Origin of the sequence: Pseudomonas sp. 2822-17, assembly GCF_002742485.1 — a bacterium.
Lineage (GTDB): Bacteria > Pseudomonadota > Gammaproteobacteria > Pseudomonadales > Pseudomonadaceae > Aquipseudomonas > Aquipseudomonas cyclaminis.
This window is the reverse complement of record NZ_LJRZ01000455.1, coordinates 171,675-192,806: the sequence shown is the minus strand read 5'-3', so window position 1 is coordinate 192,806 and position 21,132 is coordinate 171,675. Positions and strand designations below refer to the sequence as shown.

The window sequence follows — 21,132 nt, the reverse complement described above, 5'->3', positions numbered from 1 at the left end:
TCAGATGCTTTGGCGCAGTCTGGCTAGATCCCGCAACGGCGGCGCACCAAATAGTCGGCTGTACTCCCGGCTGAATTGCGACGGGCTTTCATACCCCACCCGATAACCGGCTGCCGAGGCTTCAAGCCCTTCGGCAATCATCAACCGCCGCGCTTCCTGCAAGCGCAGTTGCTTCTGGTATTGCAGCGGGCTCATGGCAGTGATCGCCTTGAAGCGGTGATGCAGGGTCGAGACGCTGAGGTTCACTTCCCTGGCCAGGTCATCGATGCGCAGCGGTTGCTCATAGTTGCCATTGAGCCACTTGATCGCCTGGCTCACCCGATGGCTCTGACTATTGGCCACGGCAATTTCATACAGGCGATACCCCTGCGGCCCCCGCAACAGGCGGTAGAGAATTTCCCGGTTGATCAGCGGCGCCAGCATGGCGATGTCTTTGGGCGTATCCAGCAAGCGCGCCAGGCGCAGCACGGCGTCGAGCAATTGGGTGTCGATGCGGTCCACGTACATGCCGCGTGATGTCGGGCGCGTAGGGACGCCCATGGGGCCGGCCTCTGCAATCAGGGCTGTGAGTTGCGCCGGGTCGATGTTGATGCGCACCGACAGGTTCGGATCTTCCGGCGTCGCATCGATGATCCGCCCGGCCACCGGCATCGCCACCGAGAACACCAGATAGTTGAGCGGGTCGTAGGCAAAGATTTCATCGGCCAGGCGCACTTCCTTGCTGCCGTTGGCGAGGATGCACAGCGCGGGCTCCACCAGCACCGGCATAAAGTCGCGCGGTGTGTTGTGGCGGTTCAGGTACAGCGAGGTGATCGCGGTGCCGTAGGAGCCATCTTCCCAGGTATGCCGGTGCACGATACTGGCCAGTTCGGCGCGCTGTTTTTCCATCTCGGCATCGAGGGGAATGGGCTGATGTTCGGGCGACGACATGAAGCGTCCTCTGCAGGCGGCTTTGATGGGGTCAGCTTAGCGGCGGCTTTTCAAAGAGTGTTAGGTCGATTCTGCATAATCCTTGCCTGATCCTGCGCCATGTGGGCAATCAGGCAAGCGCGAGGCCTGTCATCTCCCTGAAACACGGCGTTCGCGCCTGCGTAAAACCGCTGGGCAGAACACCCGGTTTACGCTTCTCGCAGGATTGTGCAATAAGCCGGCAGGAATCGACTAACCGCGTCCACCCCCGCGCCGTTATCGTTGATCCTGTGGCAACACACCCTCACAGTGCTTGCCGAGCATCACTTCTCAACGGGAGAGTCGAACATGTCCACCCCCATTCCCGCGAGCCATATGGCCTTTATCCGTGCCCGCACCGGGTGCAGCACCGAACTCGGTGCACGTTTGAGCAGTTTGATCGAACCAGGGCGTCAGGCTCAGGGTTGTCTGCAATTCTCGTTGCAGCATTCCCAGGTCGACCCCGATGTGTGGCTGGTCTCGGGTTTCTGGAGCAGCGAGCAGGCGATGAGCGCCTACTTCAGCTCGCCGGCGCTGATGATCTTCACCGAGTTGTTGAACGACATGGTGGTGCGCAGCATGGACTTTCAGACCTTCACCGATGCATCCGCCGCCCACGCCTATGGCGAGTACCTGCAACTCGCCGGTTGAACCGGTTTAGAATGGCCGCCTTTCCATTGGCCAGGACCTGCAACATGGCACGTAAACAATTTGCCCACCACGAAGCCGTTTCCGCCGTAGTACCGGGTGAAGGAGGCTACAGCGCCGCCGTCGCCGTCAAGGCACTGGATGGCATGGGCGCACCGCAGTTTCACAAGATCCTCGATGGGCAGACGTTCAAGACCGCTTCGGATGCCGATGATGCGGCGACGCTGCAGCTTGCAGGCTTGGTCGACGTGGATGCAGAGGGTCAACTGATTTGGGCGCCTGCCGCTGACTAAATGTGGGAGGGGGCAAGCCCCCTCCCACAATTGATCGCATTCCGATCAGCGTTGGGTGGCGCCTGGGCGGTGCATCTTGAACAGTGCCTCTGGCCCTAGCTGGAAGTAATCCGCCGGGCCACCGCCGCGCAAAATCGGCTCGGCGGCGGCGGTGTCGTAGACGCCGTCCTTGAGCAGCCACTTGGCAATATGCACCGCAACCACCTCGCCCAGCACCAGCCAACTCGGTACCAACCCTTTGTCGGCGCGTTGCAGCTGGATGATCTGCGTCACCTTGCATTCGAATGACACCGGGCTTTCGCCCACCCGTGGCACGGCGACGATTTTCGAGGCCACCGGCGTCAGGCCTGACAACTCGAACTCATTCACGTCTGGCGCGACCGCTGCGCAACTCTGGTTCATCTGCTCGGCCAGCGGGCGGGTAGCGAGGTTCCACACGAACTCGCCGGTCTGTTCGATGTTGTTCAGGCTGTCTTTGCGCCCGACACTGGAAAACCCAATGATTGGCGGAATGTAGTTGAACGCATTGAAAAAACTGTAGGGCGCCAGGTTCAGGCGGCCTGCGCTGTCGTGGGACGAAATCCAGCCGATAGGCCGTGGGCCGACGATGGCGTTGAACGGATCATGGGGCAGGCCGTGGCCGTTGGCGGGTTCGTAGAAATGGATATCGTCAGACATGGGCCGGGTTCCTGCTACGCAATTCTGGGAGGCGGTCATAGTGCAACCCGTGGCAGCGAATTTCCATTGGCCCATGGAATTTTCATTCATCGCCCACCTATTTTTCACAGCGCCCCGTTCAGTCTGCGCCCAAGGTCGACACCCCCATAAGTCGGCCATCGAAAGACTGAATCTCGGAGCCTTCTACCCCATGAATAAACTTCCTCAGATCACCCTGGCGTTCTGGGTCATGAAAATCTGCGCAACCACCTTGGGCGAAACCGCCGGGGACTTGTTGTCGATGACCCTGAATGTCGGTTATGCGATCAGTTCGATGATTTTGATCAGCGTGTTCCTGGTCACTCTGGTGACGCAACTCTGGTCGAAAACCTACAACCCGGTGCTGTACTGGATCGTGATTTTATCCACCAGCACGGCCGGCACCACCATGTCCGACTTTATGGACCGCACCCTGGGCTTGGGTTACGCCACGGGGTCGATGATCCTGATCGTGATCCTGATGATCATTTTCGCGCTGTGGCACCTCAGCGGTGACTCGCTGAACGTGAACAAGGTGCAGACCTTCCGGGGTGAGTTGTTCTATTGGATGGCAATTCTGTTTTCCAACACCCTCGGCACGGCGTTGGGCGATTTCCTGGCGGACGATTCGGGGTTGGGGTTTGCTGGCGGGGCACTGTTGATCGGCTCGACCATCGCCGCAGTGGTGGCGCTCAAATACTTCACGCAGATTTCGTCGGTGCTGTTGTTCTGGGTAGCGTTTGTGCTGACCCGGCCGTTTGGCGCGACGTTGGGGGATTTCCTGACTAAGCCCCATGAGCAGGGTGGCCTGGATTTTGGCACCATTGGTTCATCGGCGGTGTTGGCGGGAATATTGGTGGTGATGATTGCAGGGGCGTCGTATGCGCAGCGGCGGTATGGGCGTAGTGAGGTGGCGGAACTGCGCTGATTAACTAAGCGATGTAAAGCCAATGTGGGAGGGGGTAAGCCCCCTCCCACATTTTTTAGTCCGTGGTAATGCGCGAATGCTTGCGGGTGTCCTTCATGGTCACGTAGACCACCAGCGACACTGCGATACACGCAGTCACATACCAGTAGTAACCGGTTTCCATGCCGATGCTCTTGAACCACAGCGCGATGTATTCAGCGGTGCCGCCGAAGATCGATACGGTCAGTGCATACGGCAGGCCCACGCCCAAGGCACGGATTTCGGTTGGGAACAGTTCGGCCTTCACCACTGCGTTGATCGAGGTGTAACCGCTGACGATGATCAGCGCCGCCATGATCAGGAAGAACGCGCCCCACCAGGATTGGATGGTGTGCAGGGTGGTGAGGATCGGCACAGTGAACAGCGTGCCGAGGATGCCGAAGGCGATCAGGATTGGACGACGGCCGACTTTATCCGACAGCCCGCCGACGATCGGTTGCAGGCACATGAACAGAAACAGCGTAGCTGCCGAGATGGTGGTGGAGTCGGAGATGCTCATGCCGACCGTGTTCACCAAGTACTTCTGCATGTAGGTGGTGTAGGTGTAGAAGGCCAGGGTGCCGCCCATGGTCAGGCCGACCACGGTCATCAGTTCCTTGGGGTGACGCATCAAGGTGCGCATCGCGCTTTCCTTGGCTTTTTCTTTCTTGGTGAACGACTCGGTTTCTTCCATGCCACGACGCAGGTAAAGCGCGACCACTGCGCACAGGGCGCCGATGGCGAACGGGATACGCCAGCCCCAGGCATACAGTTGCTCGGTGGTGAGCACCTGTTGCAGCACGATCAGCACCGCCAAAGCGATGAGCTGGCCGGAGATCAGGGTCACGTACTGGAAGCTGGAGTAGAAACCACGGCGTTCCTTGGTCGCCATCTCGCTGAGGTAGGTGGCGGAGGTGCCGTATTCGCCGCCGACTGACAGCCCCTGCAGCAAACGGGCAAACACCAGCAGGATGGGCGCACCGATACCAATGACTTCATAGCCTGGGCTCAGGGCAATCAGCAACGAGCCGAAGCACATCAGGTAGACCGAGGCCATCAGTGCTTTTTTACGCCCGACCTTGTCGGCGTACAGGCCCATCAGCCAGCCGCCGATCGGACGCATCAGGAAGCCCACGGCGAAGATCGCGGCGGTGTTGAGGAGTTGGGCGGTAGTGTCGCCTTTCGGGAAAAAGGCTTTGGCGAAGTACAGTGAAAAAGCGGCGTAGACGTACCAGTCGTACCACTCGACCATGTTGCCGACTGATCCGCTGAAGATCGACTTGATGCGGCTGGAAGTGGTGCGTGGTTGTGCCGGCGCGGCCGCCGACCCCAGAGGCAAGGTGTTGGAGTTATCCATTGAAGGATCCTTCATCTAGTTGTTTTTATGGAGCGGCGCGAGCGCTGCCTGGCTGGGGCTGTAGCAGGAGCTGTGCCAGTTAGATGAAGGCCCGGTCTAGAAGGGTTTGTGGTTTTTTTTGAGCGGAATATCGCTGGTTATTCTGGAGTGATGAGCGGAAATCCGCTCATTCATCCTTGATGAACATGTCGCGTGCCAGGCCATGGCGTTGCATTTTTTCATTGAAGGTACGGCGGGGCAGTTGCAATTCCGCCAGCACGGCCTTGATGTCGCCTTTGTGCCGGGTCAGCGCTGCCTTCAGGCAATGGGCTTCGAAGGCTTCTTGCTGTGCCGCGAGGGATTGCCCGGCCTCGATGCCTTCCGGTTCCGGGTCGCCAAGGCCCAACACCTGGCGCTCGGCGACGTTGGCCAGTTCACGCACATTGCCGGGCCAGTCATGGCTGAGCAGGCGCCCCAGCGCCGGCCCGCTCAATGGCTCGGCCGTACGCCCCAAACGTTCAGCAGCGCTCTGGGCAAAGTGCTCGTACAGCAGCGGAATATCTTCACGGCGCTCGCGCAACGGCGGCAGGCGCAATTGTGCGACGTTGAGGCGATAAGCCAGGTCTTCGCGAAACCGCCCCGCTCGGGCCTCTTCCAGCAGGTCCGGCTTGGTCGCGGCGATGATGCGCAAGTCCACGTGGATGCTCTGGTTGGAGCCCAGTCGCTCCAGCTTCTGTTCTTGCAGCACCCGCAACAACTTCACTTGCTGGGCCAGGGGCATGCTTTCGATTTCATCGAGGAACAGCGTGCCGCCGTGGGCGTATTCCAGCTTGCCGATGCGCTTGCCCTGGGCGCCGGTGAACGCGCCGCTTTCGTGGCCGAACAACTCGGCTTCAAACAACTGCTCGGGAATAGCCGCGCAGTTGAGCGCCACAAACGGCTTCTTGGCCCGAGGGCCGAAATCATGCAGGCAGCGGGCAACCAGCTCCTTGCCGCTGCCGGTCTCGCCACGGATCAGCACGTTGACCGGCAAGCTCGCCAGGTCGAGCACCTGGCGGCGCAGGTTTTGCAAGCCGCGGGACACGCCGAGCAGGCTGGATTCGAGCTTCGAACGGTGGTCGGCCTGTTGGTGCAGGCGACGGTTTTCCAGGATCAGCCCACGTTTGTCCAACGCCCGGCGCAGGCTGTTGAGCAGGGCTTCAGGGCTGAAGGGTTTTTCCAGAAAGTCGTAGGCGCCGTCGCGCATGGCTTCGACAGCCATCGGCACATCGCCATGGCCGGTCAGCAATATCACCGGCAAGTCGGCGTCGCGACGCTGCACCTCGGCCAGCAACTCCAGGCCGCTGAGCCCTGGCATGCGTACGTCGCTCAAGATCACGCCGGGAAAGTCCTTGGGCAGGTGTGCCAGGCATTCTTCGGCGCGGCTGAACAGCTGCACCTCAAACCCGGAGAGGCTCAACCACTGCTCTACGGCCGTGCGAATGCTGGCTTCGTCATCGACCACAATCACCGCATTCAGCATAGGTCCGGCGTCTCCAGCGCGATGGGCAGGGTCAGGGTGAATATCGCGCCGTCGCCGTGGTTGCCGGCGATCAGGCGTCCACCGAGTTCATGCACGATAGCGTAAGACACCGCCAGTCCCAAACCGAGACCATCACCCACCGGCTTGGTGGTAAAGAACGGGTCAAACACGTTGTTCAGGTGTTCCTCGGCAATCCCGCCGCCGCTGTCGCTGACGGTCAAAAGCCAAAGCTGCTGGTCGGCGTGCAGGCGGATTTCCAGGCGCTTGCGCGGCTTGTCGGCCATGGCGTCCAGGGCGTTGCGCAGCAGGTTGATCAGCACCTGCTCCAGACGAATCGCGTCGCCGCGCACCCAGGCCGGGCGGGTCAGGTCCATCACCACGCCGATGCCTTCATCGCGCAGGCGTGCGTCGAGCAGGTGCAGGGATTGGTCGACCACCGTGGCCAGGTCCAGGCGTTCGCGCAGGCCGCTGGGGCTTTTGCGTGCGAAGGTCTTGAGGTGGCCGGTGAGCGCGGCCATGCGCGTGAGCATGTCGTCCAGCGGCGTGAGCGCCTTGTAGGCGTCGTCCACGCGGCCGTGATCCAGCAACAGGCGCAGGGTGGCAAGCTGCATGCGCTGGGCAGTCAGTGGCTGGTTGATTTCGTGGGCGAGGGCGGCGGACATTTGCCCCAGCGCCGCCAGCTTGGCCGATTGCACCAAGCCGTCCTGTGCGGTGCGCAGGGCCTGGGTGCGTTCTTCCACCAGTTGCTCCAGCTCTTCGCGGCTGCGCTGGCGCAAGCGGGCCAGGCGCCAGCGTTGGCTCAGGAACAGCACGAGGAACACCAGCGCCAGCCAGGAGCCCGCGGCGGCCAGGCCCGCGTTGCGTTGGTCTTCAAACGGCAATTGCGGTTTGCGCAGCAGGTGCAGGGTCCAGCCTTCTGCCTTCAGCGGCAGCGATTCCCAGATGTACCGGGCACTGCCGTCGGGGCCGTTGACGCGCATCAGGTGGCTGTTTTCGTCAAAGCGCTGCAGGGTTTCGGTTTCCAGCGGCTGCAGTTGTTTCTTGTCGTATTGGCGAGTGGCCTTGAGCTCGGCGAGGTCATTGGCCGATAGCGGCCTCAGATTGCGATAACGCCAGCCCGGCTGGTTGGCAATAAACACGATGCCACGTGCATCACTGACCAGCAGCAAGTCATCGCCCTGGGCCCATTCGCGCTCCAGCTCGGGGAACTCCAGTTTCACCACCATGGCGCCCAGGAACTGCTCGTTTTCATCGAGTACTGCGCTGGAGAGAAAGTAACCCGGAATCCCGGTGGTCACCCCCACCGCATAAAAGCGCCCGGTGCCCTGGCTCTTGGTCTGGCTGAAATACGGCCGGAATGCATAGTTGTGGCCCACATAACTGCTCGGCAGCGCCCAGTTGCTGGCGGCCACGGCGAGGCCGCTGCGGTCCATCAATTCCAGGGTGGACGATTGCGCGGCACCGTTGATGCGTTCCAGTTTGCGATTAAGCACGTCCTGGGTAGCGGCATCCAGCGGGCCTTTGAGCGCGCTGATCATTTCCGAGTCCAGCGCCAGCACGGCGGGCAGGGCGCGGTAGCGTTCGATCAGGGTGTGCAGCGAGTTGGCGTACAGCGCGAGCTGTTGATTGGCGCGTGCGGCATCGTCGGCCAAGGCCTGGCGCTCGGCATGACGCGTGGCCAAGGCAGCGGCCAGCACCGCTCCGGCGATGATCAATAACGAGTAGAAGGTCAGGCGCAGGGGGCGAGGGATCGCGATCATACGGATATGAACAGCTGCAATAAGGGGCGAGCACCATACCATGAGCCATAAAAAAGGCGACTGGGCCATGGGGCCGCAGTCGCCTTTATCCTTGCAGTAAAGTGCTTACTGCACTTCTACCGCCAGGCTTTCACTGATCTTTTTCTGCCAGATGGCAGGACCGGTGATGTGCACGGATTCGCCTTTGCTATCAACGGCAACGGTGACCGGCATGTCTTTGACGTCGAACTCGTAGATCGCTTCCATACCTAGTTCGGCGAACGCGACAACCCGCGACTTCTTGATGGCTTGCGCCACCAGGTAAGCAGCGCCGCCCACGGCCATCAGGTACACGGCCTTGTTGTCCTTGATCGCTTCGATCGCAGTCGGGCCGCGCTCGGATTTGCCGATCATGCCCAGCAGGCCGGTTTGCTCAAGGATCTGGCGGGTGAACTTGTCCATCCGCGTGGCGGTGGTCGGGCCAGCTGGGCCAACCACTTCTTCGCGCACCGGATCTACCGGGCCGACGTAGTAGATGAAGCGACCCTTGAGGTCCACCGGCAGGCTTTCGCCCTTGTTCAGCATCTCGACCATGCGCTTGTGCGCGGCGTCGCGGCCGGTAAGCATCTTGCCGTTGAGCAACACGGTTTCGCCCGGCTTCCAGCTCTGCACGTCTTCCGGGGTCAGGGTGTCGAGGTTGACGCGACGGGCCGACGGGCCGGCTTCCCAGACGATTTCCGGGTAGGCGTCCAGCGGTGGTGCTTCGAGCGACGCCGGGCCGGAACCATCGAGCACGAAATGCGCGTGACGGGTGGCGGCGCAGTTGGGGATCATGCACACCGGCAGCGAAGCGGCGTGAGTCGGGTAGTCCATGATCTTCACGTCGAGCACGGTGGTCAGGCCACCCAGGCCCTGGGCGCCGATGCCCAGTTGGTTGACCTTCTCGAACAGCTCCAGGCGCATCTCTTCGATACGGTTGGACGGGCCGCGCTTGATCAGCTCGTGGATGTCGATGGATTCCATCAGCACTTCCTTGGCCATCACTGCGGCCTTCTCGGCGGTGCCGCCGATGCCGATGCCGAGCATGCCCGGCGGGCACCAACCGGCGCCCATGGTCGGAACAGTCTTGAGCACCCAGTCGACGATCGAGTCGGACGGGTTGAGCATGGCCATTTTCGACTTGTTCTCGGAACCACCGCCTTTGGCAGCCACGTCCACTTCCACGGTGTTACCCGGGACGATGGAATAGTGGATCACCGCTGGGGTGTTGTCCTTGGTGTTCTTACGCGCACCAGCCGGGTCGGCGAGGATAGACGCTCGCAGGACGTTTTCCGGCAGGTTGTAGGCGCGACGCACGCCTTCGTTGATCATGTCGTCCAGGCCCATGGTGGCGCCATCCCAACGTACGTCCATGCCCACGCGCACAAACACGGTGACGATACCAGTGTCCTGGCAGATCGGGCGATGGCCGGTGGCGCACATGCGCGAGTTGATCAGGATCTGCGCCATGGAGTCACGGGCTGCTGGCGATTCTTCGCGCAGGTAGGCCTCGTGCATCGCCTGGATGAAGTCAACGGGGTGGTAGTAGGAAATGAATTGCAGGGCGTCGGCAACGCTCTGAATCAGGTCGTCTTGCTTGATCACGGTCATGAGTCGCGCTCCTCTATAAGGGAACATTCAATAAAGGTGGCTTCAGTGGGGTGTATCGGTCGGCTGAAGCCACCTTTCCAAGGCACGCCAAGTGGTGCAGGCGCGACGCTAAAAAGGCGCGGCAGTATAACCCGACGCGGTGGCCGATACACCCGACTATGGTCAAACTGTCGCAGGCATGATTCCCTGTGCGCCTCCCCTGTGATTGAGCCCTTATATGCCTGAACTGTACGTCGGCGAACGCCATTGGTCGGTAACTGCCGGCAGCAACCTGCTGGATGCCTTGAACCAGGCGGGAGTGGCCGTGCCCTACAGTTGCCGCGCCGGCAGTTGCCATGCATGCCTGGTACGTTGCCGGGGCGAGGTCGAGGACAGACAGCCCGATGCCCTGAGCCCTGCGCAACGCCAGGACGGTTGGCGGTTGGCCTGCCAGTGCCATGTGACGGGTGATCTGCAGGTCGAAGCGTTTGATCCGCAACGCGATGGTCTGGCGGCTCGGGTGGTGGGCGCCGACTGGCTGAACTCGAATGTTGTGCGCGTGCGCCTGCAACCCGAGCGCGGCCTGCGATATCGGGCCGGGCAGCATATGGTGCTGTGGGCCGGGCACGTGGCGCGGCCGTATTCCTTGGCCAGCTTGCCTCAGGAAGATGCATTTCTGGAGTTTCATATCGATTGCCGGCAGCCCGGTCAATTCAGTGATCTCGCTCGGCAGCTGCAGGTCGGCGATCCATTGCGCCTGGGCGAGTTGCGCGGCGGCGCTTTGCAATACGATCCAGACTGGCAATCCCGCCCGCTGTGGCTGCTGGCCTCCGGCACTGGCCTCGGTCCGTTGTGGGGCGTGTTGCGCGAGGCCTTGCGCCAGAATCATCAAGGCGCCATCCGTGTGATTCACGTGGCCCATGATACCGACGGTCATTACCTGGCCGAACCCCTGGCAGCGCTGGCCGCGCAGCATTCAAACCTGTCGGTGGAGTTGTGGACTGCGGCTGAGTCGACCCAGGCATTGGCGCAACTGCGGCTTGTTTCCCGGCAAACGCTGGCCTTACTCTGCGGACACCCCGCGAGTGTCGAGGCGTTTTCCAAGCGCTTGTTCCTGGCGGGACTGCCGCGCAATCAACTGCTGGCCGATGTGTTCCTGCCCCGTGGTTGAGCGCTGAACCCTACAGCCGCGAGACGCACCATGACCGACGCCATCCTGCTGCACCGCGAGCGCGGGTTGCTGACCCTGCAGCTCAACCGCCCGGACAAGAAAAACGCCCTGACTCGCGCCATGTACACCCAACTCGCCGAGGCGCTGGAGTTGGCGGATGCCGATTCAGCGATCAGCGCCGTGCTGATCCAGGGCAGCAGCGAGTGTTTTACCGCCGGTAATGACATCGGCGATTTTCTTGAACAGCCGCCCAGCGACCTCGACAGCCCACCGTTTCACTTTATGAAAAGTCTGCTCAACTGTCGCAAGCCCGTAATCGCTGCGGTGGCAGGAGCGGCGGTGGGGATTGGCACAACCCTGCTGCTGCACTGTGACCTCGTGTATATCAGCCGTGATGCGCGCTTGCGTATGCCGTTCGTCAACCTGGGGCTGTGTCCTGAGTTTGGTTCGAGCCTGATCCTGCCGCGTTTGCTGGGGCATGCGAAGGCGGCTGAACTGTTGTTGCTGGGCGAGGGGTTTACCGGGGAGCAGGCTGCTGCATGGGGGATCGCCACCGAGGCGTTGGGCAGTGGCGAAGCGGCGTTGGCCAAGGCGCGGGAAATCGCCGAGCGCTTTGAAACGCTGGCGCCGGGGGCGGTGCAGGTGACCAAGCAATTGATGAAGAGCGTGGATCGTGAGCAGTTGCGACAGGTGATTGAGGAGGAGGGCGCGTTGTTCGTCCAGCGTTTGAAGTCACCGGAGGCGATTGCGGCGTTATCGGGGTTTATCACCAAACGCTGAGCCACATCAAAAACAAAAAGCCCTGCCATTCACATGGCAGGGCTTTTGTTTTTCAGCGTTTGACTCAGACCATTGGATCGCCAACGTGCAGGATTTTCATGCCGTTGGTGCCGCCGATGGTGTGGTAGCTGTCGCCCTTGGTCAGGATGACCCAGTCGCCTTTCTCCACGACGCCACGCTTGATCAACTCGTCGATGGCCGCCTGGCTGACTTCATGGGGCGGCAACGAAGCCGGATCGAACGGTACGGTGTACACGCCACGGAACATCGCCGCGCGGGCCTGGGTTTCGCGGTGTGGGGAGAACGCGTAGATCGGCACCGAGGAACGGATGCGCGACATGATCAACGGCGTGTAGCCACTTTCGGTCAAGGCGATGATCGCTTTAACGCCCGGGAAGTGGTTGGCGGTGTACATGGCGGCCAGGGCGATGCTCTGGTCGCAGCTTTCAAAGACCTTGCCGATACGGTGGCTGGAGGTCTTGCTGGTCGGGTGCTTTTCGGCGCCGACGCAGATGCGCGCCATGGCCTGCACGGCTTCCAGCGGGTACGGGCCAGCGGCGCTTTCAGCCGAGAGCATCACGGCGTCGGTGTAGTCGAGCACGGCGTTGGCCACATCGGACACTTCGGCGCGGGTCGGCATCGGGTTCTGGATCATCGACTCCATCATCTGGGTCGCGACGATCACCGCTTTGTTGTGGCGGCGTGCGTGCAGGATGATCTTCTTCTGGATACCGATCAGCTCGGCGTCGCCGATTTCCACACCCAGGTCACCACGGGCAACCATCACGGCGTCGGATGCCTTGATCAGGCCGTCGAGGGTTTCGTCATCGGCCACGGCTTCGGCGCGTTCGATCTTCGCCACCAGCCAGGCGGTACCGCCGGCTTCGTCGCGCAGTTTACGGGCGTATTCCATGTCCGCGGCGTCACGCGGGAAGGACACGGCGAGGTAGTCCACTTCCATTTCAGCGGCGAGCTTGATGTCGGCCTTGTCTTTTTCAGTCAGGGCTGGAGCAGTCAGGCCACCGCCGCGACGGTTGATGCCTTTGTGATCGGACAGCGGGCCGCCGATGATCACGGTGCAGTTCAGTTCGGTCGGGGTGGCAGTGTCGACACGCATGACTACGCGGCCGTCATCCAGCAGCAACTCGTCACCGACGCCACAGTCCTTGACCAGGTCCGGATAGTCGATACCCACGACGTCCTGGTTACCTTCGGTCAGCGGATGGCTGGTGGAGAAGGTGAACTTGTCACCGATCTTCAGCTCGATACGCTTGTTGGTGAATTTGGCGATACGGATTTTCGGGCCTTGCAGGTCACCCAGCAATGCGACGAAGCGACCGTGCTTGGCGGCCAGGTCACGCACCAGCTTGGCGCGAGCCTTGTGCTCGTCCGGGGTGCCGTGGGAGAAGTTCAGACGGGCAACGTCCAAACCAGCCAGAATCAGCTGTTCGAGGACTTCCGGCGAGTTGCTGGCCGGGCCAAGGGTGGCGACGATTTTGGTACGACGGACGGACATGCACAGACTCCTGAGTTCAAGCGCTGAGGAAGGCTACTATGCTCTTTGGTTGTAGTCATTGTTCGTTTGCACTACTTATCGACGATTCGCTTGTTTTCGTTCCGATTGAATAGACCAACATCCTTGAAGATTTTCGACGAGGGGTCGATACACTGCACAAGACAGGAGAACCCTCATGCGAATTTTGCTCATTGCTGCCCTGGCCGTCAGTGTTGTCGGCTGCACCCGCTGGTCGATGGACCATCATTTGAACAACGCTTACCGTGCGTACAAGGTCGGTGACTGCGAGCGTGTCACGCTGGAATTGTCCCAGGTCGACCGCGAGAGTCGTACCCGGCGCTATGTGCAGCCGGAGGTCTCGATGTTGCGCGGGCAATGCCTTGAACGACAGAAGCTGTTCGTCGATGCGGTGCAAACCTACCAATTCATCATTAATCAGTACCCGTCGAGCGAATACGCCTACCGTGCACGCGCAAGGTTGGACACCTTGCAACAACTGGGGCATTACCCCGGTGCAAGCGTTGCAAAGCCGCGTCCGGCCTCGTTGTAATGGCGTTCGTCATTTAATAACTGGCCCCTTGCCAGTCTTGGGCTATCCTTTGAATGGGCGTTTGTATAGGTTTTCTATTCGAACGAATGCGGGGCCCGGATTCGGCAGCTGTCTAGTGACAAGGCGTTGTCTTTCGTCACACCGAGATCCAGGGAGAGCGAGCAATTGCGCTCGTTCCGAATTACTGGCACGGCCAGAGTCATGGCCACTGGATGGCGATCTCACCATGTTTACCGACCGACGGATCGAGCGGCATCAACTTCCTTATTTCCTGCAGGTGTTTAACCGCGTCACCGACAAGCCCATCGGATATTTGGGTAACCTCTCTGACGACGGGCTGATGTTGATCAGCCAGTTACCCATGATGGTCGACGCAGAGTTCGAGTTGCGCTTGAAAATTCCTGGGGCTGACGACACCTTCCATGCCATTGACCTCACGGCGACCTGCCTGTGGAGTCATGAAGATATCAACCCGCAGCATTACGATTCCGGGTTCAGCGTGCTTCAGGCGCCCGAGGAATATGGGCAGCTCATCAAGGTGCTGTTGCATTACTTCAGCTTCGATCCCTTGGAGGCCTCGGCCTAGAAGCAGCATGCAGTCGACATGTCCGGGGGAATGGTGCTGTCCCCCAGCAATCGTGCGCTTTTTTCAGAAGACTCCAGCTTTTTTCCAGCCCAGGTAGCGTGTTACCAGGGCGGCGCCCATGGCTGATGGCAGCGTATCCAGCACCGACAGGCCGTGTGCGTTCAAACGGTCATGCAATTCGTCCCGCATGTTGAGGTAGTCGACAGTGCCGCTGTAGGCCAAAGCCTCGGGCAACGTCTGTACGGGAGACTGGCGCAGTAGATCGAGAACTTCCTCCCGCATACTCGCCACCAGCACCCGATGTTGACGGCTGATGCGTTTGACGGCGCTGAGTAGTGCTTCATCGTCCTCATCCCGCAGGTTGCTGACTACGATCACCAATGCCCGCCGCTTTTGCCGGGCCAGCAGTTGGCTGGCCGCCGCCTCGTAGTCGGCAGTTCGGCGGGTGGTGTCCAGGTCATAGACCGCATTGAGTAACAGGTTCAACTGACTACTGCCCTTGACCGGCGCCAGGTAGCGTGGGTGGTCGCAAGCGAAGGTGCACAATCCCACCGCATCGCCCTGGCGCAAGGCTACATAACTGAGCAACAGGCAGGCATTGAGGGCGTGGTCGAAGTGTGACAGTTCATCATCCTGGCTGCGCATGCGTCGGCCGCAATCGAGCATGAACACGATCTGCTGGTCGCGCTCGTCCTGATACTCTCGTGCGATGGGAGTACGTTGCCGCGCAGTGGCTTTCCAGTCGATCTGCCGCAGGCTGTCACCCTCACGAAATTCGCGCAGTTGATGAAACTCCAGCCCCAAGCCCCGTCGTTGGCGTTGACGCACCCCCAGTTGGCTCAGCCAGTTATCCACCCCCAGCAGCTGTGCCCCGTACAGTCGGGCAAAATCCGGATAGACGCGGGTGGCATCCTCGACTTCGATAAAGCGCCTGGCGGACCAGAGGCCCAATGGGCTGGGCAGGTGGACTTCGCATCGACTGAACGTGAAATGCCCGCGCCGTAAAGGCCGTAGCCGATATCCCAGCTCGCTGCGTTCACCGGGGCGTAACTCGATGGACTGGGGCAGGTTTTCCAGGCTCAGCCCGTCGGGAACGTGATCGAACACCTGCACCGTCAACGCTTGTGGAGAGCCATGTTCCAGGACCAGGCGTACTTCGCCCCAGCGTCCCAGCGCCAGGCTGCCGGGCATATGCCGATGCACGTTCGGTGATGGTCTGTGGCGCAGTCGCAGCGCATCCAGCAACGCCAAGAGGAACAGCGCCAGGAGCAGACCCCACGCCACCGAGTGCAGGGTGTCGGGCACCTTGAACTGCAAGGCTGCCGCAGTGCCCAGCAGGATGTTCAAGCCCAGCAGCACGCCAAGCCAGACTAATAACAGACGGGTCGGTTTCATGGGCGCTTCATTGCCGGGGTGCCGGAATCTGGTCGAGCAGTTGCTTGAGCACCTGGTCGACCTCCAATCCGTCGATGTCCAGTTCTGGTGCAAGGCGTACCCGATGACGCAGTACCGCAAGGGCGCAGCTTTTGATGTCATCCGGCGTGACGAACTCGCCCCCACGTAGCAGTGCACGGGCGCGGGCGCCGCGTACCAGGGCGATTGACGCTCGTGGGCCGGCGCCGATGGCCAGGCCTGGCCAACTGCGTGTGGCTCGCGCCAGGCGCACGGCATAGTCGAGTACGTGTTCATCCAGGGCCAGTTCACTGGCGATCTGTTGCAGTTGCAACACGTCTTCGGCCTGCAGCACTGTACGCAAAGGTTGCACATCCAGCATGTCAGCCCGTGACGAGCGCGTCACTTCTCGCACCATATCCAGTTCCTGCTGCGCGTCGGGATAGTCCATGCGTACCTTGAGCATGAACCGGTCCAGCTCGGCTTCCGGCAGGGGGTAGGTGCCTTCCTGCTCGATTGGGTTCTGCGTGGCCAGCACCATGAACGGCTGGCCGATGGGCAGGGCTTCACCTTCGAGGGTGACTTGCCGCTCCTGCATGGCTTCGAGCAGGGCCGCCTGGGTCTTGGCTGGGGCCCGGTTGATTTCGTCGGCCAACAAGAGGTGGGTGAACACGGGACCCTTGCGCAGTTTGAACTGCTCGGTATGCAGGTCGTACACGGCATGGCCGGTGACATCGCTGGGCATCAGGTCCGGAGTGAACTGGATCCTCGCGAAGTCCCCGCCAAAGCAACGGGCCAGGGCGCGCACCAGCAAGGTCTTGCCCAGCCCGGGTACACCTTCGAGCAAGACGTGGCCGCCGGCGATCAGTGCGGTCAGTACGTCATCGATCACCTGATCCTGCCCGATCACCGCCTTGCGCAGTTCAATACGCAGAGCTTGGGCTTGCTTGCTGGCGCGTTGCAGGGGTTCGCCGGTCGAGGCTGTGGTGCTGGGGAAATCGCTCATAGGGCATTCCTGAGGGTTTGCAGGCATGCCACCTGCCGGCTGAAATCGGCGCTGGAAAGCCGTTTTGCCGGGAGTGGGCCGAGGGCCTGGCTGATGACGTGAGAGGGTTGGCGCGTCAGGTGTTCCAGTACCCGCCATTGTTCTGCTGTGTCGAGATGTTCGAAGCCTGGATGGCGACGTCGGGCCGCACGCAGAATATCGTGCTGCAAAGCCTGCAATAGCGTGCCTTGACCGCTGCGGCGCAGCAGAAAGTCGGCGCTGGCTTTCAAGTGCTCCTGCAATTGCCGGCGCGCCTTGGAGGCTGGGGCCTGGATCGGGCCCAGGCGCATCCAGGCCTGCCAGAGTGCCAGGGCTATCAGTGCAATGAGCGCAACCACTGCCTGGGGGAAGTAACGCAACAACAGGGTGAACAGATCATCCACGTTGCTGTTGGACAGCAAGGTGACGGCAGTGCCCTGGTTCAGATACCACAACAGCCAGGCATTATCGTGTTTGCCGATCTCGGGTGTTTTCCACAGTTCGCTGTCGGTGATGACCGTAACGCGGCCTTGCCCGAGGTCAAGTTGCATAAGGTGACTCGACCTGGCGCTATTGGCTGAAAATTGTGCGAGGTGCCTGGGGTCGATAAGGTTGAAGTCGGTATCGAAGCTGAAGTAGGCCGGGGCGGTGTCATTGTCGATATAGAGTTTCGTCAGGTCCGGCGCTTTCTTTTTACTGGCGGGTGCGGGCTCTTCGGGTTCGTCACTCAGCACTTGGTGGATATGCAGGCGATCGAGCAACAGGTCGCCGCTTTTGCCGGTCTCTTCATCCCAGAGTGCTTCGGCCACTAACAACAGATGTCCACCGGACTTGGCCCAATTCAGCAACTGTTCGACCTGGCGTGGCGACATGTTGCTGCGTTCTTCCAGCAGCAACAGACTGTTGCCTGCGGCCGGCAGGGTGGCCAGGCGTTCGAGGCTATTGGCATGTTCCACGGGCAAGCCTTGCTGGCGCAGAAAGTGTTCGGCAGCCAGGTAGGGATTGGCCAGGGCTTGCGGAGCGGGCCCGCGGTCCACCACCTCTTCATAGGGGATCGCCTTGCTCCAGGCATAAAAGCCGCCCGCAGTGATCAGGCATGCCAGCAGCAGTCCTATCCCTAGTAACCATCGGTTCATTGGGCGCCCCCCGAACTGAACAGTGCACGCCAATCGTTGCATAGTTTTTGCTGGGCCGAGGCGGGTGGGAGTTGATGACCGTAGGCCAGGTTTTGCCAGTGTCGGGTCAACTCATCGCTGAACGCCATCAGTTGTGGTTGCTGTAACAGGTGAACGCGTTCCAGCACCTGGCCTTCAGTGTCCGCGCTTTTAAGGGGCAGGTTGAAGTCATGCAGCAAGCGGCTCAGCAGGCCGCGATACAACAGGCCAAGGGCTTCCCGGGGTTGGCTCGACCAGAGTTGCTCGGCAGTGCTGGCGATGTCCCTGGGCAGGCTCTCTGTGCCCAGCTCCAGACCGAACAACTGGGCGGGTACTGGTTTGGCGGCTTTGGGTTTCCCTGGCCCGCGCCGGCTGACAAAAGTACGCAGCCATTCTCGATAACGCCATATCAATAGGACCAGGCCGCCGATCAGTACGCTCCACAACAGCACTTCCAGGCCTTGGGCGACATGCTTGAAAGTATTGCCGTTGAAGTTGTCCAGCAGTGCCTGCAGCCACGCCGGAAGTTTGCCGTCACTGTGTGTCTGGTTTTTAACGGCGGGCTTTTCTTCGCCAAAGCGATAGCGAGTGACGGTCTCCGGGTTTTTGAAGGGGGGCTGGTCCAGAAGCGACTTGATGGATTGGCTTGCGCTTTCATGGCTCAGTGTTTTGCCTTCCTCTGCCATGGCGTGCGGGCTGTATGGCAGGACTGTCAGCCCGAGCGCCAGCAGTAAAAGCGACGCTACGTTGCTCAGGCGCTGGCGCAGGCGGCGGAATACAAGCTCCAGGTCCCACGCTTCCAGCACGGTGCGGCGATTGAGATAAAGGCTGAAACCACAGGCGACATAAATGGGCTCCCAAAACACCAGTATCAAGGCATAGAACGCGTTGCCCAGATGCTCCAGCCACAAGGCTTCGGAACCCGTAGCCAGCGCCAACCGTTGCCAGTCCCAATCCAGTTCAAGTTGCTGCGGAATGAGTAGGTAGAACAGCGCCATGCAGCCAAACCACAGCCCGATTTCCAGGTGCACCCCGACAGTGGTCAACCAGCGCGCGGCACCGGCGTTACGTTGCAGCAGCACGCCCAGGCGTTGTTGACGCGCCTGGCCGTCGAGGCCTTCGAGCTGACTGACCGGCATCACAAAACTGCGGCTGAGGCTTAGCCTGCGCCAGGTCAGGCTGGCCAGCAGTTGGCTGTTAAGCAGTTTTGGCCATTGGCGCACAGCCTGCTTGAGGCTAGGCGTTTCACCGAACAGGGCTTTGGAGAGAATGAATAAAGGCAAGCGGTCGAACGCCGGTTTGAACCACCAGAACAGGAACATGGCCGTGGATGGGTAGTTCCATAGCAACGCGGTGAGCACGGCAAACACCGGCAGGGTCACCAGCGCCCAGCTCCCCATCAACAGCAGGCGATGCTCCCGGGCCATTGATACGCCAAGGTCCATGGCCTCCCATGCGGTTCGCGGGCGAATCGCCACGCTGGCATCACTCAGGCGCATGGCGAGTCCGTCCGGCAAAGGTCAGGTAAGCAGCCACCAACAGCCAAAGTGCAGTGCCCACAAGGTATTTTATCCAAGGGTCGATTTGGGTGGTGGAAGACCAGTAGGCTTCGATAAAGGCTGCGATCAGCAGGAACACCATGACACCGCACAGCAGCTGCACGCTCTTGCGAGCGGCAAGTCGCAAGGATTCGCTGCGTGTCAGTTGCCCAGGCGCAATCAGCGCCCAGCCCAGTTGCAAGCCTGCGGCGCCAGCGAGGGCGATAGCCGTCAGTTCAAATGCACCATGGCCGATGACAAATGACCAAAAGGTCTGCCCATAGCCGATTTCGGTCAGGTGCCCGGAAATCGCGCCGATGATCAGCCCGTTGAATATCAGGAAAAACACACTGCCCAAGCCGAACAGCAACCCCGCGGCGAATGTCTGGAAGGCGATGCCTACGTTGTGCATCACGTAGTAGCCAAACATCATCCAGTCTTCGCTTGACGCCCGTTCGGCGGCGCGACCCAGGCGGCTGGCATCGGGGTCATACATGCCCTGCATTTCGGCTACCTGCTGTGGGCTGACAATGCTGTAGATCAGGTCGGGAAACAGGTAGACCAGCAGGGCAATGCCCAGCAGGCTGCCAAAGAACAGCAGGCTGGCAATCAACACGAAGCGCCATTGTTCCCTTACTTGTCGCGGAAAGTCGGCCAGTAGGAAACTCAGTACATTCGCCGCCAATTGGCTGCGGTGGCGATAGAGTTGTTGATGGCCGCGCAATGCCAATTGTTGCAGCGGGTCCACCAGGTAACTGCTGTAACCACGCTCCTGGGCCAGGGCCAAGTGCTGGCATAGACGGCGGTATTGATGAGGAAAGTCGGCGAGGTCACCGGCCTTGGCCTTGCCTTGTTCCAACTGCTTAAGTTGTTCGGCAAAGGCTTGCCATTGGGGCTGGTAACGGCTTTCGAAGAGGCTCTGTTTCATGTTGGCCCCAGCAGGCCACGGGCCACGCCATTGAGTTGCTCCACGGCACGTGCTGGGGATACTTGCAGCGGTGTCGCGAGGATGGAGGCGAGTTCGTGTACCCGCTCGGGGGACAGCTCAGCCTGGCGTTCGGCGAAACCCAGGATCGCCCGCTGCTCACTCAGGTCCAGGGCAAACGGTAGGCGCAGTGCTGCAGCTTGAGGTATCTGGGGGCGTGCCAGGGGCTGCTCGCGATAGACCACCAAGGTGCCGGCGGCCAGGTCGCCAAGGCGTTTGAAGTGAGGGTGCTGCAGGCAACTGATGGCGCCGAGGAAGTAGCCGAACGGAAGCATGTCGACGAACCGCAGCAGGTTGCGGATCAGTGACGCTGACCAGCCTATGGGCGTGCCATCGTCCTGCACTACCCGCAGGCCCATGACCTGTTTGCCCGGTGAACAGCCCTGGTTGAGGACCTCGAACAGCACCATGTACCACCAACTGACCAGGAACAGCAGCAGCGAGCCCAGGCCGATCCCAATATTGCCGAGCAGGGCTAATGGCACCATAAATACGCCCATGATCACTGCGCGTGCGCCGAGGTCGAAGGCAAATGCCAGCACCCGTGGCACCAGGCCGGCGGGGCGCAGTGGCAGGTCGATGCCCTCTGGGGTTTCGATCTGGTAGCGGGTATCCAATGGGGCTGATGGCATCGCGATCCTTGGCAGTGCAGAGCGGCTGGGTGACACGGATGCTAACA

The 21,132-nt window shown here is 60.8% G+C and carries 20 protein-coding genes; 7 read left to right on the top strand and 13 right to left on the bottom strand.

The genetic code is table 11. The features are described from left to right. Positions 1 to 930: an AraC family transcriptional regulator gene (locus tag AOA60_RS17620; RefSeq protein WP_099585534.1), complete on the bottom strand. Its 930-nt coding sequence runs from the start codon at positions 928 to 930 to the stop codon at positions 1 to 3. 327 nt (positions 931 to 1,257) lie between these two features. Between AOA60_RS17620 and AOA60_RS17615 the strand changes: the two genes are divergently transcribed. Then, positions 1,258 to 1,599 (top strand): antibiotic biosynthesis monooxygenase family protein, encoded by a 342-nt coding sequence (locus AOA60_RS17615; protein WP_065930419.1) that lies wholly within the window; start codon positions 1,258 to 1,260, stop codon positions 1,597 to 1,599. A gap of 44 nt (positions 1,600 to 1,643) precedes the next feature. Continuing rightward, complete coding sequence (locus tag AOA60_RS17610) at positions 1,644 to 1,889, top strand: hypothetical protein (protein ID WP_099585533.1); 246 nt, start codon at positions 1,644 to 1,646, stop codon at positions 1,887 to 1,889. 45 nt (positions 1,890 to 1,934) lie between these two features. On the opposite strand, the gene AOA60_RS17605 is transcribed toward AOA60_RS17610, so the two are convergent. Further along, complete coding sequence (locus tag AOA60_RS17605; RefSeq protein ID WP_099585532.1) at positions 1,935 to 2,567, bottom strand: flavin reductase family protein; 633 nt, start codon at positions 2,565 to 2,567, stop codon at positions 1,935 to 1,937. A gap of 190 nt (positions 2,568 to 2,757) precedes the next feature. Here AOA60_RS17605 and AOA60_RS17600 point away from each other — a divergent pair, with 190 nt between their 5' ends. After that, on the top strand, positions 2,758 to 3,513 hold the full coding sequence (locus tag AOA60_RS17600) for a hypothetical protein (RefSeq protein ID WP_099585531.1): 756 nt from the start codon (positions 2,758 to 2,760) through the stop codon (positions 3,511 to 3,513). A gap of 55 nt (positions 3,514 to 3,568) precedes the next feature. Here the strand turns inward: AOA60_RS17600 and AOA60_RS17595 are convergent, their stop codons facing one another. The 4 genes from AOA60_RS17595 to AOA60_RS17580 form a co-directional block, all read right to left on the bottom strand. Further along, positions 3,569 to 4,888, bottom strand: a complete 1,320-nt coding sequence (locus tag AOA60_RS17595) for an MFS transporter (RefSeq protein WP_099585530.1) — start codon at positions 4,886 to 4,888, stop codon at positions 3,569 to 3,571. Between the two features lie 166 nt (positions 4,889 to 5,054). Continuing rightward, positions 5,055 to 6,389, bottom strand: a complete 1,335-nt coding sequence (locus AOA60_RS17590; RefSeq protein WP_099585529.1) for a sigma-54 dependent transcriptional regulator — start codon at positions 6,387 to 6,389, stop codon at positions 5,055 to 5,057. Further along, positions 6,383 to 8,149: an ATP-binding protein gene (locus AOA60_RS17585; RefSeq protein ID WP_099585528.1), complete on the bottom strand. Its 1,767-nt coding sequence runs from the start codon at positions 8,147 to 8,149 to the stop codon at positions 6,383 to 6,385. Before AOA60_RS17585 ends, AOA60_RS17590 begins: the two co-directional genes overlap by 7 nt. Before the next feature lie 105 nt (positions 8,150 to 8,254). Beyond that, on the bottom strand, positions 8,255 to 9,778 hold the full coding sequence (locus AOA60_RS17580) for a fumarate hydratase (RefSeq protein WP_017529248.1): 1,524 nt from the start codon (positions 9,776 to 9,778) through the stop codon (positions 8,255 to 8,257). Between the two features lie 217 nt (positions 9,779 to 9,995). Here AOA60_RS17580 and AOA60_RS17575 point away from each other — a divergent pair, with 217 nt between their 5' ends. Together AOA60_RS17575 and AOA60_RS17570 are read left to right on the top strand one after the other, a co-directional pair. Further along, on the top strand, positions 9,996 to 10,928 hold the full coding sequence (locus AOA60_RS17575) for an iron-sulfur-binding ferredoxin reductase (RefSeq protein WP_099585527.1): 933 nt from the start codon (positions 9,996 to 9,998) through the stop codon (positions 10,926 to 10,928). A 30-nt stretch (positions 10,929 to 10,958) separates the two neighbouring features. Next, positions 10,959 to 11,708, top strand: a complete 750-nt coding sequence (locus AOA60_RS17570; RefSeq protein WP_099585526.1) for an enoyl-CoA hydratase-related protein — start codon at positions 10,959 to 10,961, stop codon at positions 11,706 to 11,708. 64 nt (positions 11,709 to 11,772) lie between these two features. Here AOA60_RS17570 and pyk read toward each other — a convergent pair whose 3' ends face one another. Beyond that, positions 11,773 to 13,224 carry a pyruvate kinase gene (gene pyk, locus AOA60_RS17565; protein ID WP_032890873.1) on the bottom strand — a complete coding sequence of 484 codons (1,452 nt, stop codon included), beginning with the start codon at positions 13,222 to 13,224 and terminating at the stop codon, positions 11,773 to 11,775. A 175-nt stretch (positions 13,225 to 13,399) separates the two neighbouring features. Between pyk and AOA60_RS17560 the strand changes: the two genes are divergently transcribed. Both AOA60_RS17560 and AOA60_RS17555 read left to right on the top strand, forming a co-directional pair. Continuing rightward, positions 13,400 to 13,774, top strand: coding sequence for a hypothetical protein (locus AOA60_RS17560; RefSeq protein ID WP_099585525.1), 375 nt, complete (start codon positions 13,400 to 13,402; stop codon positions 13,772 to 13,774). Between the two features lie 226 nt (positions 13,775 to 14,000). Beyond that, positions 14,001 to 14,360 (top strand): PilZ domain-containing protein, encoded by a 360-nt coding sequence (locus AOA60_RS17555; protein WP_099585524.1) that lies wholly within the window; start codon positions 14,001 to 14,003, stop codon positions 14,358 to 14,360. A gap of 63 nt (positions 14,361 to 14,423) precedes the next feature. Here the strand turns inward: AOA60_RS17555 and AOA60_RS17550 are convergent, their stop codons facing one another. From AOA60_RS17550 to AOA60_RS17525, 6 genes are read right to left on the bottom strand one after another with little or no spacing between them, the layout of a single operon-like run. Then, positions 14,424 to 15,755: a DUF58 domain-containing protein gene (locus AOA60_RS17550; RefSeq protein ID WP_099585523.1), complete on the bottom strand. Its 1,332-nt coding sequence runs from the start codon at positions 15,753 to 15,755 to the stop codon at positions 14,424 to 14,426. Positions 15,756 to 15,762: 7 nt separating this feature from the next. Next, positions 15,763 to 16,758, bottom strand: a complete 996-nt coding sequence (locus AOA60_RS17545; protein WP_099585522.1) for a MoxR family ATPase — start codon at positions 16,756 to 16,758, stop codon at positions 15,763 to 15,765. Continuing rightward, entirely contained in the window at positions 16,755 to 17,912 is a 1,158-nt protein-coding gene (locus tag AOA60_RS17540; protein WP_099585521.1) for a DUF4350 domain-containing protein, read from the bottom strand. The genes AOA60_RS17545 and AOA60_RS17540 overlap by 4 nt, the downstream gene beginning before the upstream one ends. After that, positions 17,909 to 19,429, bottom strand: a complete 1,521-nt coding sequence (locus AOA60_RS17535) for a DUF4129 domain-containing protein (RefSeq protein WP_099585520.1) — start codon at positions 19,427 to 19,429, stop codon at positions 17,909 to 17,911. Before AOA60_RS17535 ends, AOA60_RS17540 begins: the two co-directional genes overlap by 4 nt. Continuing rightward, the gene (locus tag AOA60_RS17530) at positions 19,416 to 20,396 is read right to left on the bottom strand and encodes a stage II sporulation protein M (protein ID WP_099585632.1); all 981 of its coding nucleotides are present in this window, start codon (positions 20,394 to 20,396) and stop codon (positions 19,416 to 19,418) included. The genes AOA60_RS17535 and AOA60_RS17530 overlap by 14 nt, the downstream gene beginning before the upstream one ends. Continuing rightward, on the bottom strand, positions 20,393 to 21,085 hold the full coding sequence (locus AOA60_RS17525) for an RDD family protein (RefSeq protein ID WP_099585519.1): 693 nt from the start codon (positions 21,083 to 21,085) through the stop codon (positions 20,393 to 20,395). The genes AOA60_RS17530 and AOA60_RS17525 overlap by 4 nt, the downstream gene beginning before the upstream one ends. Positions 21,086 to 21,132 lie beyond the last annotated feature (47 nt).